Source organism: Lysobacter sp. 1R34A (assembly GCF_051217035.1).
GTDB lineage: Bacteria > Pseudomonadota > Gammaproteobacteria > Xanthomonadales > Xanthomonadaceae > Lysobacter.
In genome coordinates this window covers 25,259-40,029 of record NZ_JBPKJP010000016.1, presented here as the reverse complement: position 1 = coordinate 40,029, position 14,771 = coordinate 25,259, and the positions used below count along the sequence as shown (strand labels likewise).

General features: G+C 69.6%; 14 protein-coding genes. 6 read left to right on the top strand and 8 right to left on the bottom strand.

Features of this window, described 5'->3' with window-relative positions; all coding sequences use genetic code 11:
• The first annotated feature begins 30 nt into the window (after nucleotides 1–30).
• Together ACSAMQ_RS06910 and folE are read left to right on the top strand one after the other, a co-directional pair.
• Nucleotides 31–372 (top strand): hypothetical protein, encoded by a 342-nt coding sequence (locus ACSAMQ_RS06910; RefSeq protein ID WP_435394954.1) that lies wholly within the window; start codon nucleotides 31–33, stop codon nucleotides 370–372.
• A gap of 211 nt (nucleotides 373–583) precedes the next feature.
• Complete coding sequence (gene folE / locus ACSAMQ_RS06905) at nucleotides 584–1,177, top strand: GTP cyclohydrolase I FolE (protein ID WP_031371805.1); 594 nt, start codon at nucleotides 584–586, stop codon at nucleotides 1,175–1,177.
• A gap of 245 nt (nucleotides 1,178–1,422) precedes the next feature.
• Here folE and ACSAMQ_RS06900 read toward each other — a convergent pair whose 3' ends face one another.
• From ACSAMQ_RS06900 to gltB, 3 genes are all read right to left on the bottom strand, one after another.
• On the bottom strand, nucleotides 1,423–2,952 hold the full coding sequence (locus tag ACSAMQ_RS06900; protein WP_435394953.1) for an FAD-dependent oxidoreductase: 1,530 nt from the start codon (nucleotides 2,950–2,952) through the stop codon (nucleotides 1,423–1,425).
• Nucleotides 2,949–3,164 carry a hypothetical protein gene (locus ACSAMQ_RS06895; RefSeq protein WP_435394952.1) on the bottom strand — a complete coding sequence of 72 codons (216 nt, stop codon included), beginning with the start codon at nucleotides 3,162–3,164 and terminating at the stop codon, nucleotides 2,949–2,951. The genes ACSAMQ_RS06900 and ACSAMQ_RS06895 overlap by 4 nt, the downstream gene beginning before the upstream one ends.
• 98 nt (nucleotides 3,165–3,262) lie before the next feature.
• Nucleotides 3,263–7,732, bottom strand: coding sequence for a glutamate synthase large subunit (gene gltB, locus ACSAMQ_RS06890; RefSeq protein WP_435394951.1), 4,470 nt, complete (start codon nucleotides 7,730–7,732; stop codon nucleotides 3,263–3,265).
• 532 nt (nucleotides 7,733–8,264) lie between these two features.
• Here gltB and ACSAMQ_RS06885 point away from each other — a divergent pair.
• From ACSAMQ_RS06885 to ACSAMQ_RS06875, 3 genes are all read left to right on the top strand, one after another.
• Nucleotides 8,265–9,530, top strand: coding sequence for a TCR/Tet family MFS transporter (locus ACSAMQ_RS06885; protein ID WP_435394950.1), 1,266 nt, complete (start codon nucleotides 8,265–8,267; stop codon nucleotides 9,528–9,530).
• A gap of 69 nt (nucleotides 9,531–9,599) precedes the next feature.
• The gene (locus ACSAMQ_RS06880) at nucleotides 9,600–9,836 is read left to right on the top strand and encodes a hypothetical protein (RefSeq protein WP_435394949.1); all 237 of its coding nucleotides are present in this window, start codon (nucleotides 9,600–9,602) and stop codon (nucleotides 9,834–9,836) included.
• A 79-nt stretch (nucleotides 9,837–9,915) separates the two neighbouring features.
• Complete coding sequence (locus tag ACSAMQ_RS06875; RefSeq protein ID WP_435394948.1) at nucleotides 9,916–10,980, top strand: DNA topoisomerase IB; 1,065 nt, start codon at nucleotides 9,916–9,918, stop codon at nucleotides 10,978–10,980.
• A gap of 161 nt (nucleotides 10,981–11,141) precedes the next feature.
• On the opposite strand, the gene ACSAMQ_RS06870 is transcribed toward ACSAMQ_RS06875, so the two are convergent.
• The gene (locus ACSAMQ_RS06870; RefSeq protein WP_435394947.1) at nucleotides 11,142–11,582 is read right to left on the bottom strand and encodes a barstar family protein; all 441 of its coding nucleotides are present in this window, start codon (nucleotides 11,580–11,582) and stop codon (nucleotides 11,142–11,144) included.
• Entirely contained in the window at nucleotides 11,579–12,073 is a 495-nt protein-coding gene (locus ACSAMQ_RS06865) for a ribonuclease domain-containing protein (protein ID WP_435394946.1), read from the bottom strand. Before ACSAMQ_RS06865 ends, ACSAMQ_RS06870 begins: the two co-directional genes overlap by 4 nt.
• A 244-nt stretch (nucleotides 12,074–12,317) precedes the next feature.
• On the opposite strand from ACSAMQ_RS06865, the gene ACSAMQ_RS06860 reads away from it, so the two are divergent.
• Nucleotides 12,318–12,518 (top strand): KTSC domain-containing protein, encoded by a 201-nt coding sequence (locus ACSAMQ_RS06860; RefSeq protein WP_435394945.1) that lies wholly within the window; start codon nucleotides 12,318–12,320, stop codon nucleotides 12,516–12,518.
• 80 nt (nucleotides 12,519–12,598) lie between these two features.
• Here the strand turns inward: ACSAMQ_RS06860 and ACSAMQ_RS06855 are convergent, their stop codons facing one another.
• The 3 genes from ACSAMQ_RS06855 to ACSAMQ_RS06845 form a co-directional block, all read right to left on the bottom strand.
• Entirely contained in the window at nucleotides 12,599–13,036 is a 438-nt protein-coding gene (locus tag ACSAMQ_RS06855) for an I78 family peptidase inhibitor (RefSeq protein WP_435394944.1), read from the bottom strand.
• Nucleotides 13,037–13,155: 119 nt separating this feature from the next.
• Nucleotides 13,156–13,476, bottom strand: coding sequence for an I78 family peptidase inhibitor (locus ACSAMQ_RS06850; RefSeq protein WP_435394943.1), 321 nt, complete (start codon nucleotides 13,474–13,476; stop codon nucleotides 13,156–13,158).
• Nucleotides 13,477–13,647: 171 nt separating this feature from the next.
• Complete coding sequence (locus ACSAMQ_RS06845) at nucleotides 13,648–14,766, bottom strand: ribonuclease H-like domain-containing protein (RefSeq protein WP_435394963.1); 1,119 nt, start codon at nucleotides 14,764–14,766, stop codon at nucleotides 13,648–13,650.
• Between the last annotated feature and the right edge of the window lie 5 nt (nucleotides 14,767–14,771).

Here is a 14,771-nt window from a genome sequence, read left to right as displayed (position 1 = left end):
AGGTGGCGTCCGTGGAACCCGATCCAGACCATGAAACATCACGACGCAAAGGAGGTCGGCTCGGCAGCGGCCGAGGCGATCGACCCTGGCGCATACCGCGAGCACTTCCAGCGCGAATACCGCTTCGCGTCGTACTACAGCGCCGGTCGCGAGTGGCCCGATTACGAGCCTGCCTACCGCTATGGCTACGACAGCTACCTCGACCGCGGCGGCCGCCGCTTCGAAGAGGTCGAGGACGAACTCGGGCGCGAATGGGACCGGCACCGCGCCAGTTCGCGCCTGCATTGGACCGAAGCGCGCGAGGCGGTGCGCGACGGATGGCATCACATCGAGCGCACTCTGCCCCACGCACTCGACCGGTCGCTGCGCTGACGGCTCGCGCGATGACCACCGCTCCCTAGGCGCTCTCCCCCGGGGAGTCTACTGGTCGCCCCTCCGGGCGGCCTTTTTTTTGCCGGCCGTGGCGGTTCGCCCCCACGCGGCGCGGCGATGGCGTCCACGGCAACCCGGCGTTGCGCCGGCGCACTCGGCGTGCGCGGCGCGGTGGAGTAGGATGCCCCTCCCACCTGCAAGAGGCCGGACCATGGCCGACAACGACAGCAAGCCGTCCCGCGAACAGGCCGAAGCCGCCGTTCGCACCCTGCTGAGCTGGGCCGGCGAAGATCCCGCCCGCGAAGGCCTGCTCGACACGCCCAAGCGCGTGGTCGAGGCCTACGGCGACTGGTTCAGCGGCTACGGCGACGATCCGCGCGAGTACCTGGCGCGCACCTTCGAGGAGGTGGCCGGCTACGACGAGATGATCGTGCTGCGCGACATCGAGTTCGAAAGCCATTGCGAGCACCACATGGCTCCGATCATCGGCAAGGCCCATGTCGGCTACCTGCCCAGCGGCAAGGTCGTCGGCATCAGCAAGCTCGCCCGCGTGGTCGAGACCTATGCGCGGCGTTTCCAGGTCCAGGAAAAGATGACCGCGCAGATCGCCCAGTCGATCCAGGACGTGCTGCAGCCGCTCGGCGTCGGCGTGGTCATCGAAGGCGCCCACGAATGCATGACCACCCGCGGCGTGCACAAGCGCGGGGTCAGCATGATCACCTCGAAAATGCTCGGCATGTTCCGCGACGACGCCCGCACCCGCGCCGAATTCCTGCGCTTCATCGACGTCGGTCCGGGTCGCTGAGTAGCGACACTCGTTGATGCGTTGCCCGAGTCCGGATTCGCAGCGAATCCGCACAGCCGTCATCCCCGCGAAGGCGGGGATCCAGCTCTTTTCGGGCGAGGACGGTCGAGATCTATGGATCCCCGCCTTCGCGGGGATGACGAGCTGAGGCGCTGCGGTCTGCGCTTCATCGCAGCCCGTCACCCGCTTCGAGCCCCTCTCCCGTTGACGGGAGAGGGGTTGGGGTGAGGACGGCCGCGAGCCGCTCAACCTGCCTGGGCGAGCCGCTCGTCCCGCGCCGCCACCGGCGCCTGCGCGCTCAACAGCATCACGATCCCCGCTGCCGCCTCGCGGCCTTCGAACGCCGCAGTCACCACCAGGTCGGCGCCGCGCACCGCGTCGCCGCCGGCGAATACCTTCGGGTTCGTGGTCTGGTACGGCAGTCCGGTCGCGCTCTTGCGCCGCGTCGCGCAGCTTTCGCTGGTCGCCAGCACCTTGATGCGGCCGTTGTCGGTCAACTCGATGCCCTGCTGCGCCAGCCAGGCCGGCGGGTCGGGCTGGAAACCGAAGGCGATGATGACCACGTCGGCCTCGAGCACCGACTCGCTGCCTTCGACCACTTCCGCGCGCTGGCGGCCGCGCGCGTCCGGCGCGCCCAGCCGGGTCTCGGCCACCCGCACCGCATTGACCGCGGTGCCGTCGCCGAGCAGTTCCAGCGGCTGGCGGTTGAACAGGAACTCCACGCCTTCTTCGCGCGCGTTGCCGACCTCGCGCGCCGAGCCGGGCATGTTGGCCTCGTCGCGCCGGTATACGCAGCGCACCTGCGCCGCGCCCATGCGCACCGCGCTGCGCACGCAATCCATGCCGGTGTCGCCGCCGCCGAGCACCACCACGCGCTTGCCGCGCAGGTCGGGCAGTTCCAGCTGGTCCTCCCAACCGGCGATCGGTTGCGAACGCACGCTGTCGCCTTCGCTGTGCACGACGCGGCCGTTCTGGACCAGGAACGGCAGCGCCGGCAGCACGTTGCGCAGGTCCTGGCCGGGCAGGCCGCCGTCGGTGTAGCGGTACGACCCCAGGCCGAGGAACACCGCGTCGAACTGGGCGATCAGATCGTCCAGGCTCAGGTCGCGGCCGATCTCGACGCCGAGCCTGAACTGCACGCCCATGCCTTCGAGCACCTCGCGGCGCTGGCGCATCACCGACTTTTCCAGCTTGAAGCTGGGGATGCCGAAATGCAGCAGCCCGCCGATGTCTTCGTAGCGGTCGAACACCACCGCCTGGATGCCGGCGCGGGCCAGGCGGTCGGCGCAGGACAGCCCGGCCGGGCCGGCGCCGACGATGGCGACGTGCCGGCCGCTGGCCTTGACCGCCGACAGGTCCGGGCGCCAGCCGCTGGCGAGCGCGCTGTCGACGATGTACTTCTCGACCGCGCCGATGGTCACCGCGCCGAAGCCGTCGTTGAGGGTGCAGCTGCCTTCGCACAGGCGGTCCTGCGGGCAGACGCGGCCGCAGATCTCCGGCAGCGGGTTGGTCTCGTGGCACAGCGCCGCGGCCTCGTGGACGCGGCCTTCGCGGGCGAGCTCGAGCCAGTTCGGAATGTAGTTGTGCAGCGGGCAGGCCCAGCCGCAGTAGGGGTTGCCGCAGTCGAGACAGCGGCCGGCCTGCTTCTTGGCTTCGGCTTCGGCGAAGCGGCCGTACAGCTCGCCCCAGTCGCCATCCAGGCGCAATTGCAGGGGGATGCGCGCAGGCATTTCGCGCGGCGCATCGCGGAATTGGAAGACGGGCTTCTTGCTCATGCCGGCTGGACCCGTTGGCGTTGTCGACGGAAGGCGGTGCAGTTCGCGTGAGCGGCAAGGGCCACCGCAAATTTCGCCTGGCCCCCCTTTTGCAACGCGGGAAAGCCGATCGGATGCTTCGTCTTCGGGCTGAGCCGCTCGGTCGGTTTTGCCGCCGGGGAAGAAAGACGCTGGCCCGAATGCTCAAAACGCGAAATACCGATCATCGTCATCGCCGTCTCCGTCATCGTTGCTGCCTTTGCCGTTCCCCCCGTCGCAAAAGGGGGGCAGGGAGGAGTCGCTCCCGCCGTTGCCGTTTCCCGAAGCGTCATCACGCCGCACTCCTCAAAGTCTCGGCCAGCGACTCCAGGCTCGCCGCCTTGGGCTTCACCAGCCAGAACTTGCCCATGTAGTCGCGCATCTCGTCGAGGATGCGCCGCGCCCAGGCGCTGCCGGTCAGGGCGACGTGGGTTTCGAGCAGGTCGTGCAGGTGCGAGCGGTGATGCTCGAAGCCGTCGGCGGAGATGCGCAGGATGTCGATCAGCTCGTGGTTGTAGCGGTCGACGAAGTCGCGCTCGGTGTCGAGCACGTAGGCCATGCCGCCGGTGAAGCCGGCGCCGAAGTTGAGGCCGGTGCGGCCGAGCACCGCGACCACGCCGCCGGTCATGTATTCGCAGCAATGGTCGCCAGCGCCTTCGACCACCGCGGTCGCGCCGGAGTTGCGCACGCCGAAGCGTTCGCCGGCGCGGCCGGCGGCGTACAGCTCGCCGCCGGTGGCGCCGTACAGACAGGTGTTGCCGAGGATCGGCGTTTCGTGGGCGACGTAGCGCGCGCCGCCCGGCGGGCGCAGGACGATGCGGCCGCCGGCCATGCCCTTGCCTACGTAGTCGTTGGCTTCGCCGGACAGCTCGAAGTGCAGGCCGCCGGCCTGGAACGCGCCGAAGCTCTGCCCGGCGGTGCCGCTGAAGCGCAAGGTCAGCGGCGCGTCGCTCATGCCGCGGTCGCCGTGCAGGCGGGCGATGCGCCCGGACAGGCGCGCGCCGATGCTGCGGTCGGTGTTGCGGATCCTGTAGCTGTACTCGCCGCCGGACTTGTTCGCGATCGCGTCGGCCAGATCGCTTTCGAGTTGCGCCGACAGGCCCTCGGGCGCCTGCGGCGGGGCCGGCATGCCGCAATGGCCGCCGTGGGCGAGGCCGGAGCCGGCGAGCAGGGGCGCCAGGTCCAGGCGCTGCTGGCGCGCGCTGTCGCCGGCGCTCTGGCGCAGCAGGTCGGTGCGGCCGACGATTTCGCCGAGCGTGCGCACGCCGAGCGAGGCCAGCCAATGCCGCACTTCCTCCGCGAGCAGGCGGAAGAAGTTCTCGACGCGCTCGGGCAGGCCGGTGAAATGGTCGCGGCGCAGGCCCGCGTCCTGGGTCGCCACGCCGGTCGCGCAGTTGTTGAGGTGACAGATGCGCAGGTACTTGCAGCCCAGCGCGATCATCGGCGCGGTGCCGAAGCCGAAGCTTTCGGCGCCGAGCAGGGCGGCCTTGACCACGTCGAGGCCGCTCTTGAGCCCGCCGTCGGTCTGCAGGATCACCCGCTCGCGCAGGTCGTTGGCGACCAAGGCCTGGCGCGCTTCGGCCAGCCCGAGTTCCCACGGCGTGCCGGCGTAGCGGATCGACGACAGCGGGCTGGCGCCGGTGCCGCCGTCGTGGCCGGACACGGTGACCAGGTCGGCGCCGGCCTTGACCACGCCGGTGGCGATGGTGCCGACGCCGGCGTGCGAGACCAGCTTGACCGAGATCAACGCCTGCGGATTGACCTGGCGCAGGTCGTGGATGAGTTGCGCCAGGTCCTCGATCGAATAGATGTCGTGATGCGGCGGCGGCGAGATCAGGCCGATGCCGGGCATCGCGTAGCGCAGTCGCGCGATCAGCTCGTTGACCTTATGCCCCGGCAACTGGCCGCCTTCGCCGGGCTTGGCGCCCTGGGCGACCTTGATCTGCAGCACTTCGGCGTTGACCAGGTATTCCGGGGTCACGCCGAACCGGCCCGAGGCGATCTGCTTGATCTTGGAGACCTTGTCGGTGCGATAGCGCGCCGGGTCTTCGCCGCCTTCGCCGGAGTTCGAGCGCCCGCCTAGGCGGTTCATCGCGATCGCCAGCGCTTCGTGCGCTTCCGGCGACAGCGCACCCAGGCTCATCGCCGCCGAGTCGAAACGGCGCACGATGGCCTCGACCGGTTCGACCTCGTCGAGCGGAATCGCGGCGGCGGCATCGGTGTTGAGTTCGAGCAGGTCGCGCAACGCCGCGGTCGGGCGTTCGTTGACCGCTTCGGCGTAATGCTGCCAGTCGGCCCAGTCGCCGCTGGCGACCGCGCGCTGCAGGCGAGTGACCACGTCGGGATTGAACAGATGGTATTCGCCGCCCGGCGTGTACTTCAGCAGGCCGCCGATCTCGGGCAGGCGGTTGGCGTCCCAGCCCAGGTCGGCCAGAGCCTGGTTGTCCTGCTGCAGCAGCTCGAAGCCGGCGCCGCTGATCCGCGAGGGCGTGCCGGCGAAACACAGCTCGACCACTTCGCGGTCCAGGCCGATGATCTCGAACAACTGCGCACCGCGGTAACTGCCGATGGTCGCGATGCCCATCTTCGAGATGATCTTGAGCAGGCCCTTCTTGATCGCGCGGCGGTAGCTGCGGCCGATCTGCGCGACCTCGCCGTGCTTGGTGCGCAGGATGCCGCGCGCGCCGAGGTCGTGCAGGGTCTGGTAAGCCAGGTAGGGATAGACCGCGGTCGCGCCGAAACCGATCAGGCAGGCGAAGTGGTGCGGGTCGCGCGCGGTGCCGGTCTCGATGATCAGGTTGGCTTCGCAGCGCAGGCCGACCCGGACCAGGTGCTGGTGGATCGCGCCGGTCGCGAGCAGCGCGTGCATCATCAGGCATTCGCGGCGCGGGCGGCGGTCGCTGATGATCAGCAGCACGATGCCGTCGCGGGTGGCTTCCTCGGCTTCCAGGCACAGCCGCTGGATCGCCGCTTTGAGGCCTTCCTCGGCGCTGTAGTTCAGGTCGATGTAGCGGTGCGACTGGTCGTACGGCGCCATCGACAGCAGCTGGCGCAGCTTGCGTTGCGCGAGCACCGGCGAATTCAGGTGGATATGGCCGACGTTGCCCGGGCCGTCGACGAAGACGTTGCCCTCGCGCCCGATCTGGGTCGCCAGCGACATCACGCAGTCCTCGCGCAGCGGGTCCATCGGCGGGTTGGTGACCTGGGCGAAGGCCTGGCGGAAGTGGTCGTACAGCGAGCGCACCTGTTGCGACAGCACCGCCATCGGCACGTCGTCGCCCATCGAGCCGGTCGCCTCCTGCTCGATCTCGGCGAGCGGGCGCAGCACTTGCTCGCGTTCTTCGCGGGTCAGCTGGAACAGCTTCTGGAAACCGGCCAGGGTGTCGTGGTCGAAGGGCTCGGCGGTCAGGTTGGGGTCGATCAGCTCGCTGTGCAGGTAGGTCATGCCCTGCTTGAGCCAGCGCTTGTACGGCGCGCGAGCGCGGTTGATGCGGTCGATCGCCTCGGAGTCGAGCAACTCGCCCTGGTAGAGGTCGGCGGCGATCATCTCGCCGGGGCCGAGCTTGCCCTTGGCTTCGATCTCTTCGACCGGCAGTTCCCACACCCCGGCTTCGGAGGCGATCAGGAAGTGGCGGTCGCGCGAACGCAGCCAGCGCGCCGGGCGCAGGCCGTTGCGGTCGAGGGTGCAGGCGGCGTAGCGGCCGTCGCAGGTGACGATGCCGGCCGGGCCGTCCCAGGGTTCGGTGTTGAGCGCGTAGTACTCGTAGAACGCGGCGAGGTCGGCGTCCTTGTACTCCAGCGACTGGGTCGCCGGCGGGATCAGGATGCGCATCGCCTTGAGCAGGTCCATGCCGCCGGCCTGCAGCACCTCGAGCATGTTGTCGAGGCTCTGCGAGTCCGAGCCGTCGGTGCCGACGACCTGGTCGAACTCGCGCAGGTCCAGCACCGGCGTGCGCCAGGCGTGCGCGCGCGCCTGCGCCCAGGCGCGGTTGCCGGCGATGGTGTTGATCTCGCCGTTGTGGGCGAGCAGGCGGAACGGCTGCGCGAGCGGCCAGCGCGGCGTGGTGTTGGTGGAGAAGCGCTGGTGGAACACCACCGCGCTCGCGGCGAGTTCCGGGCGTTGCAGGTCCGGATACAACTGCATCAGCCGGTCCGGCAACACCATGCCCTTGTAGCCGATGCTGGCCGAGGACAGGCTGACCACGTAGAAGTCGCGGAAAGCTTCGGCATCGGTCTGGCGCAGGCGTTGTTCGGCGCGGCGGCGCGCCAGGAACAAGGAGCGCTGGAACCCGGCCGGGTCGAACGGAGCGGCGGCGTCGACGAAGATCTGCTCGATCCGCGGCATGGTCTGGCGGGCGAGTTCGCCGCAGGCCGCCAGGTCGACCGGCACCACCCGCCAACCGGTCACGCGCATGCCTTCGCTGCGCAGGGTTTCGTTGAGTACGTCGCGGGCCTGGGCGGCCAGCGCGGTGTCGCGCGGCAAAAACACCAGACCGGAAGCGAAATGCGGGCCCGGGCGGATGTTGGCCTCGCGGGCGATCAGGCGCAGGAAAGCGTCGGGATGGCGAATCAGCAAGCCGCAACCGTCGCCGCTGAGCCCGTCGGCGGCGACGCCGCCGCGGTGGGTCATGCGCGAGAGCGCCTCGAGGGCGCGGTCGACCAGGGCGCGGCTAGGGCGATCGTCGAGTTGCGCGATCAGTCCGAAACCGCAGCTGTCCCGCTCGTCGCGGGGGTCGTACAGACTTTGTTGCCTGGCTTGCATCGCATCTCCGGACCGGTGGGGTGTTCCGTGGATCGCTAGCTCGCTATCGCTTTACGTTGTGGTCTGACCGGGTCCTTGCATCGATGTTCTAAAACTGGTCCCTGGAGGCGGTTCCCCAACGCGAAGCGATGTTCGCGATATCGATTGGTGGCTTGGCGGTGTTGCGGGAGGTTCGTGTCGCGGCATCGGTTCGATGCATCGATCTGCGGCGCGCAGGGCGCATCCGCCACTGGCGCGGGACGGAGCCCGCACCGGCAGTCTCAAAACCGAGCGTGTTTCGACTAAACCACAAATTGTGCGATGCGGCAATTCGCCCCGGGGCGCGGATTTTGACCCGCTTACACGCGCTCGCGGCTGTGAGCGCGTGCGCTCACACACGATTTTGTAAGCCAATGATCCGGATGGAAAAATTCCCGATTCGCCGAGCAATTAGTAACGTACGAAACCATCGCGCGATGACAAACGTCCCTGCCGCGCATCCGCTGCCGCGCTAGACTGCGCCACTCGCAAAGCCTCTCGCCCTTTGGCACCCATGACCTCTCCCTCCGCTCCTGCTTCGGGCGCGCGTCGTGCTGCGCTCGTCTTCATCTTCATCACCGTGCTGATCGACGTGCTGTCGTTCGGCCTGATCATTCCGGTGCTGCCGCACCTGATCGAGGACTTCGTCGGCGGCGACACCGCCAAGGCGGCGTACTGGGTCGGCCTGTTCGGCACCGTGTTCGCGCTGATCCAGTTCGTGTTCTCGCCGATCCAGGGCAGCCTGTCGGACCGTTACGGCCGGCGCCCGGTGATCCTGATCTCCTGCCTGGGCCTGGGCCTGGACTTCATCCTGATGGCGGTGGCCAACACCCTGCCGCTGCTGCTGATCGGCCGGATCATCTCCGGCATCACCGCGGCCAGCTTCACCACCGCCAACGCCTACGTCGCCGACGTCACCCCTCCGGAACAGCGCGCCAAGAGCTTCGGCATGATCGGCGCGGCGTTCGGCGTGGGCTTCGTGATCGGCCCGGTGATCGGCAGCCAGCTCGGCGCGATCGACATGCGCCTGCCGTTCTGGTTCGCCGCCGGCCTGGCCCTGCTGAACTTCTTCTACGGCTGGTTCGTGCTGCCCGAATCGCTGCCGCCGGAAAAGCGCACCGCGCGCTTCGACTGGGCCCATGCCAATCCGTTCGGCTCGCTGATGCTGCTCAAGCGCTACCCGCAGGTATTCGGCCTGGCCGCGGTGGTGTTCATCGCCAACATGGCCCACTACGTCTACCCGAGCATCTTCGTGCTGTTCGCCGGCTATCAATACCAGTGGGGCCTGGACCAGGTCGGCTGGGTGCTGGCGGTGGTGGGCGTGTTCAACATCATCGTCAACGTCGGCCTGATCGGCCGCGCCGTCGCTTGGCTCGGCGAACGCCGCACTTTGTTGCTCGGCCTGGCCTGCGGGGTGATCGGCTTCATCGTCTACGGCAGCGCCGACACCGGCCTGGTGTTCCTGCTCGGCTTGCCGATCAGCGCGCTGTGGGCGATGGCGGCGCCGGCGACCCAGGCCCTGGTCACCCGCCAGGTCGGCGCCCACGAGCAGGGCCGCATCCAGGGCGCGTTGATGAGTCTGGTCAGCCTGGCCGGCGTGGTCGGGCCGGCGATCTTCGCCAGCAGCTTCGGCTATTTCATCGGCAAGTCCGCGCCGATCCACCTGCCGGGCGCGCCCTGGTACATCGCCGCGGCCCTGCTCGGCATCGGCCTGCTGATCGCCTGGCGCTATGCGCGAGTGCCGGCGCAGGCGCCGGCTGCGGCCGACGCGGTGGCCTGAACCAATGACACTGGCGGGGCCGCGAGGCATCGGCGAAGGTCGCCTGCAACATCCCCACAGGAGCCTCGCATGCGTGTATTCACCGGCCTCGCCGTTCTGACCGCCGCCGCGATGCTCGTCGCCTGCAGCGGCGTCGAGTATCGCGACACCAATGCCGCGGTCGATGCGCGTCCGGAATGCGCGAGCGGCCCGACGCGTCCCGGCGAGACTCCGCCGGCCTGGTGCGAGCGCAAGCTCGAAGCGAAGTGGGACTCGCAGGGCGGGTCGGAAAAGGTCGACTTCAAGAAGCAGGACGACGAGCGCTGAACCGCGTGTTTTCATAGCGACGGCCTTCGGGCCGCGCGTCTTGGCGCGGCCTTGACGGCCGGCCCCGTATTGCTGGGGCATGAGCGAGCGCGCATCGTCCGCAACCGTCAATCGCCGCGCCGCGCGCGCGGCCGGCCTGCGTTACGTCAACGACGGCGAACCCGGGATCGAGCGGCGCCGCGCCGGCCGCGGCTTCGCCTACCGCGACGCGCGCGGCCGTGCGGTGCGGACGGCGAAGACCCTTGCGCGGATCCGCGCCCTGGCGATCCCGCCGGCCTATACCGAGGTGTGGATCTGCAGCGACGCGCGCGGCCACATCCAGGCCACCGGCCGCGACGCGCGCGGTCGCAAACAGTACCGCTATCACCCGCAATGGCGGCAGCGCCGCGACGAGGGCAAGTTCGAACGGGTGATCGCGTTCGGCCGCGCCCTGCCGGCGCTGCGCCGCAGCGTGCGCCGCGACCTGAAGTTGCCCGGCTTCCCACGCGACAAGGTGCTGGCGATCGTGGTGGCGGTGATGGCCGAGACCCTGCTGCGCATCGGCAACCACGAGTACGCCCGCAGCAACCGTTCGTTCGGCCTGACCACCCTGCACAACCGCCACGTCGAGTTCCTGCGCGACGGCCGCGCGCGCTTTCGCTTTCGCGGCAAGAGCGGGTTGGCCCAGGAGGTCGACCTCGACAACACCAAACTGACCCGGTTGGTGCGGCGCTGCCAGCAACTGCCGGGGCAGGCCCTGTTCCAGTACCGCGACGACGACGGCCGGGTGCAGCCGGTCGATTCCGGCGCGGTCAACGACTACCTGCAACGCGCGATGGGCAGCGACTTCAGCGCCAAGGACTTCCGTACCTGGGGCGGCACTCTGGCGGCGTTCCGTCGCCTGGCCGCGATGCCCCTGCCCGAGCCCGCGCGCGGCGGCGCGCCGAGCGAACGCGCATTGGCGACGGCGCAGAACGCGGTGATCGGCGAAGTCGCCCAGGCCCTGCGCAACACCCCGTCGGTCTGTCGCAAGGCCTACATCGACCCGGCGGTGTTCGCCGGGTGGCGCGAAGGCCGCCTGGCGCGTTACGCCGACGGCGCCCGCGGCGAACTGCAGTGGGAGCGCGCCGCTTTGCGGTTCCTGAAGCAGGCGCGGCGCGGCTGATATCGCGGCCCGGCCCTGAAGAATAGGAGCGGCGCGAGCCGCGACCGCGGACCCGCGGCCGGCAACGTTCGTACGGGCGACGGCGTGGTCGCGGCTTGCGCCGCTCCTACTCCAAAGCAGTGATGTCGCCGGAAGCCGGCGGCATCAGAATCAGAATTCGCTCACGGCGCCATCTGCTCGAGCTCGGCCTGCGGCAACGGCAGCAGCGCCCAGAACGGCACCCGCGACTCCGCCCAGTCCTGCGCCGCGTCGTTGAGGATCTCGACCAGGGTCGCAGCGTCGTCGGCGTGCCCGGCCTGCCAGGGGCCGGCGTGTTCGATCAGCAGCAGATAGCCCGGCGCCGGCCACCACGACAGGTCGTTGACGCAATCGTTGAGCGCATCCCAGTTGTGGCCGAACCAGGCCGGGAATCGCAGGCCCGCGGCGATGCGCGTCAGCGCGTCGTCCTTGCCCGTGCAACCGGCGAAATCGACCCGGGCGACCGCGAACTCGAGTTCGGCCGCGGCATCGGCCAGCGCGCGCGCGTCGCGCGCGTCGATGAAATAGGCGCCGGCCTGGGCCGGGTCGGCGAGCAATTCGCGCGGATCGATCGAGCCGCTCATCGTGCGCCCCCGTCGGTTCGCAGGTCGAAGCGGGTGAAGCTGCGGTAGTGATCGGCGGTGTAGTAGTACTCCGACGGCGGGCGGCCGCCGGTGACGATGCGGCGCGCGCCGCGGTCCGCGGAACCCGGCGTTTCCACCGTGTACTCGCGGTAATAGCCGCGCGGTTGGCGCGGCAGGCGCTGTTCGCGGTTCTGGAACACGCCGCCGTCCTGTCGGTGCTCGAACGGGCCGCCGCTGGCGATGCGGCGCAAGGTGTCGCTCGCTTCCGGCGGCAGCGCGATCGAAGCGATCGGCAGGGCCTCGTCGTGGCCGCGGCCGGCGTCCTCGCGTCTGGTCTCGACGCGCCCGGCCTCGTCGCGCGCCGCGGGCTGCGACTTCGCCACCGGTGCATGCGAGGACGTGGTTGGTTGCGGCGACAGCAGGCCGCGTTGGCTCCAGGCCCACAGGCCGATCACGACCACGGCGGCGATCAGCCAGAGATTACGGCGCATCGGAGACTCCTGGCGGACGACGCCGGCAGTTTAGGTCATGGGACCCGGCCGCGCTCGCGGCTTCGACAGGCGACACCCGATGCGTGCGGCCGTTCGATCATCCATCGCGCTGCGCCCCGTCGCGGGCCATGCGACGGCCTCGTGGTCTCATGGTGGGGATCGAACGGCGCGCTCGACTCGCGTCCGACGCGGACCGGGCGATCCACCGAGGCGATCCACACTCACTCGAAAGGAGATGTAGGCAATGGAGATGATCCGTGTTTCTTCCTCGGCCATCGAGGCGATCGGCTACGACCTTGCGACCGGGCTGCTGAGGATCCGCTTCGTCGAGGGCCAGGACTACGATTTTCACGGCGTGCCCGAGAGCGTCAGCCTGGGCTTGATCGCGGCCACCTCGAAAGGCGGCTATTACCACGCCCACATCCGCGATCGTTACGCCAGCTGAGCAGCGTCATCGCGCGCACGCCGGCGAACCGGATTCGCCGGCATGCGATTTGACGGCCGGGATCGAGGCAGGTACTGCGATCAACCGCAGCCGATGTCGACGATGACGTTGTTCTCGTCGACATGGACGTTGACGCGGCCGTCCAGGTACTCCTTGGTGATCATCTGGCCCGGCTTGAGCACCCGCACGGTGTGGCCGCCGGCGCTGGTCTTCGCTTGCTCGACGGTGGCCGCATCGGCGGTCTTGCCGACCAGGCCGGCCTTGGCGGGCGCGGCGTTGCAGGTCGGACGCGACGGCATCGGCGAGGGCTCCCCGGGGGCGACGTTGCCGGGGGCTTGGGCGCCGGCGGGTTCTACCGCGGCGCTCGGCATTTCATCGGCGGCGCGGGGGCCGGCGCAGGCGGCCATCGCCAGCGGCAACGACACGGCGAGCACCGCGCTGGAGAACAGGCGCTGGAAGAGCAGGCGCTGCAGGGGCAGGCGGTGCGGAGGTAGCGACAGAGCGGTCCGGTTCGACATGGCGAAGTCCTTCGCTGGATGCGCGCGCGGCGCGATGGCCCGAGCCTGCCCCGGCACAGCTGTGCCCAGGGTTAACGCCGGGCCGCGGATGCCGCGATTCGCGACCGCGCGCACAGGCCTCAGCCGCAACGCAGGCCGGTGATGGCGCCGCGCTCGTTGACGTCGATGTTGAGGCGGTCCTGCTGGAAGTCCATCGTCGCCGCCATGCCCGGGGTCAGCACGCGCACGGTGCGGCTGCCGGTCTCGACGCGGACGCGTTCGACCACGTCGGCGCTCGGCGCGCGGCCGATGGCCCAGCGCGAAGCCTCGGCGTTGCAGGCGGCCGGGCTGATATCGGTCGGCGGGATCGGCGTGGCGCAGGCGGCCAGTGCCAGGGTCAGGGCGGCGCCGGCGATGAGCGAACGGAATCCGACGAGGCGGTCAGCGGGGTGCAGGGACATGGCGAGGCTCCGGGGCGTGGTCGCTGGCAGAGTGCGACCGGTGGCGTGTGCGGCGTATGAAGGCCGCGGGCCGCGCAGTGTAGCCGGGCCGTTCGCAGCGCAGATGACGCGCCTCCTCGCCGATGCCGGGGCGCGGACCGACACGTCGCCGTCCTGTCGCCAGCCCATCGCTCAGACCGGCAAGGCCGCCTGCGCCTCGACCAGCTTCAGCATCAGCTGCGCCAGGGTCACCACGTCCTGGTGATTGTGCGCGGCGACGCGGTGCAGCAAGGCCGAACTGCCGCCGCGCAGGAACTGCAGCCACGCGGCCGGCGCCTGCGAACCGGGCAGGTCGTCTTCGCGCACGATTCGCAACAGTTCGCGTTCGATGGTCGCGAGCTTGCAGTTTTCCCACACACCGCGATACAGGCGCCGGGTCGGGAACAACAGGTCGACATGGTCGAGCCCGGCCAGCGGATTGGCGATGCGGGCGAGGCGATAGCGCGTATTGAGCAGCGGCGCGTCGTAACAGCGGCCGTTGTAGCTCGACAGCACCGTGTCGGGCCTCAGCCATTGCGCGAAGGCGCGCAGCATCGCCGGTTCGGCGGCGAGGGTGGCGATGGTGAGCTGGCGGATGCGCAGGCCGTCGCCATGCGCCTCGTGGCGATGCCAATCGGCCGCACCGATCATGAAAGCGCGGGTGCCGGTGCCGCCGGCCAGGCCGGTGGTCTCGGTATCGAAAAACATCAGACGGCGCGGGTCGAGCGCATCGTCGGGCCGCTTGGCGAAGGCCAGCGACAGCGCGGCTTGCGGCACCGGCAAGCGCAGGTGGACTTCGGTGAAGAACAGGCCGGGCGAGATTTCACGGCCGGGCATGGAGCGGTCGGCGACGGCATGCAGTACTGCGGGCGCGGCCGCCTGCGGCGATGACGCGCCCGGCTTGCGCTCGCGTTGCGCGATCAGCCGGCGCAGCGCGTCGAGGTCGGGGCGCACAGAGCGAATTTCCGGCAACCCGTCTTTTCCGAACAGGGTCGTGCCGGCCTCGGAGGGACCAGGGCGAGCCGCTCCCGGCGCCTTGTCGTCATGAGGTGAGGGACTGGCCAAGGGCGTAGAGGGACGCGTGCCGTCGAAGCGCGAACGAGGCAGAGCCGCGCCGGCTTCCGAAGCTTCGATAACCGCATCGTTCGCTTCCCGTGCAGCGACGCCGCTCCCCGCTTTGAAAAACAGGGGTTGGCGGAGATTTGCTTTAACTTCCGGTACACCCGCGTCGACCGGTGCCGCATCCGCCCGCCCGGCCTGCCGCTGCAGCATCCGCA

Bases quoted from the DNA above. Each gene is read 5' to 3' on its own strand.
- ACSAMQ_RS06910 (WP_435394954.1), top strand. From the start codon at position 31: ATGAAACATCACGACGCAAAGGAGGTCGGCTCGGCAGCGGCCGAGGCG.
- folE (WP_031371805.1), top strand. From the start codon at position 584: ATGGCCGACAACGACAGCAAGCCGTCCCGCGAACAGGCCGAAGCCGCC.
- ACSAMQ_RS06900 (WP_435394953.1), bottom strand. From the start codon at position 2,952: ATGAGCAAGAAGCCCGTCTTCCAATTCCGCGATGCGCCGCGCGAAATG.
- ACSAMQ_RS06895 (WP_435394952.1), bottom strand. From the start codon at position 3,164: ATGACGATGATCGGTATTTCGCGTTTTGAGCATTCGGGCCAGCGTCTT.
- gltB (WP_435394951.1), bottom strand. From the start codon at position 7,732: ATGCAAGCCAGGCAACAAAGTCTGTACGACCCCCGCGACGAGCGGGAC.
- ACSAMQ_RS06885 (WP_435394950.1), top strand. From the start codon at position 8,265: ATGACCTCTCCCTCCGCTCCTGCTTCGGGCGCGCGTCGTGCTGCGCTC.
- ACSAMQ_RS06880 (WP_435394949.1), top strand. From the start codon at position 9,600: ATGCGTGTATTCACCGGCCTCGCCGTTCTGACCGCCGCCGCGATGCTC.
- ACSAMQ_RS06875 (WP_435394948.1), top strand. From the start codon at position 9,916: ATGAGCGAGCGCGCATCGTCCGCAACCGTCAATCGCCGCGCCGCGCGC.
- ACSAMQ_RS06870 (WP_435394947.1), bottom strand. From the start codon at position 11,582: ATGAGCGGCTCGATCGATCCGCGCGAATTGCTCGCCGACCCGGCCCAG.
- ACSAMQ_RS06865 (WP_435394946.1), bottom strand. From the start codon at position 12,073: ATGCGCCGTAATCTCTGGCTGATCGCCGCCGTGGTCGTGATCGGCCTG.
- ACSAMQ_RS06860 (WP_435394945.1), top strand. From the start codon at position 12,318: ATGGAGATGATCCGTGTTTCTTCCTCGGCCATCGAGGCGATCGGCTAC.
- ACSAMQ_RS06855 (WP_435394944.1), bottom strand. From the start codon at position 13,036: ATGTCGAACCGGACCGCTCTGTCGCTACCTCCGCACCGCCTGCCCCTG.
- ACSAMQ_RS06850 (WP_435394943.1), bottom strand. From the start codon at position 13,476: ATGTCCCTGCACCCCGCTGACCGCCTCGTCGGATTCCGTTCGCTCATC.
- ACSAMQ_RS06845 (WP_435394963.1), bottom strand. From the start codon at position 14,766: ATGCTGCAGCGGCAGGCCGGGCGGGCGGATGCGGCACCGGTCGACGCG.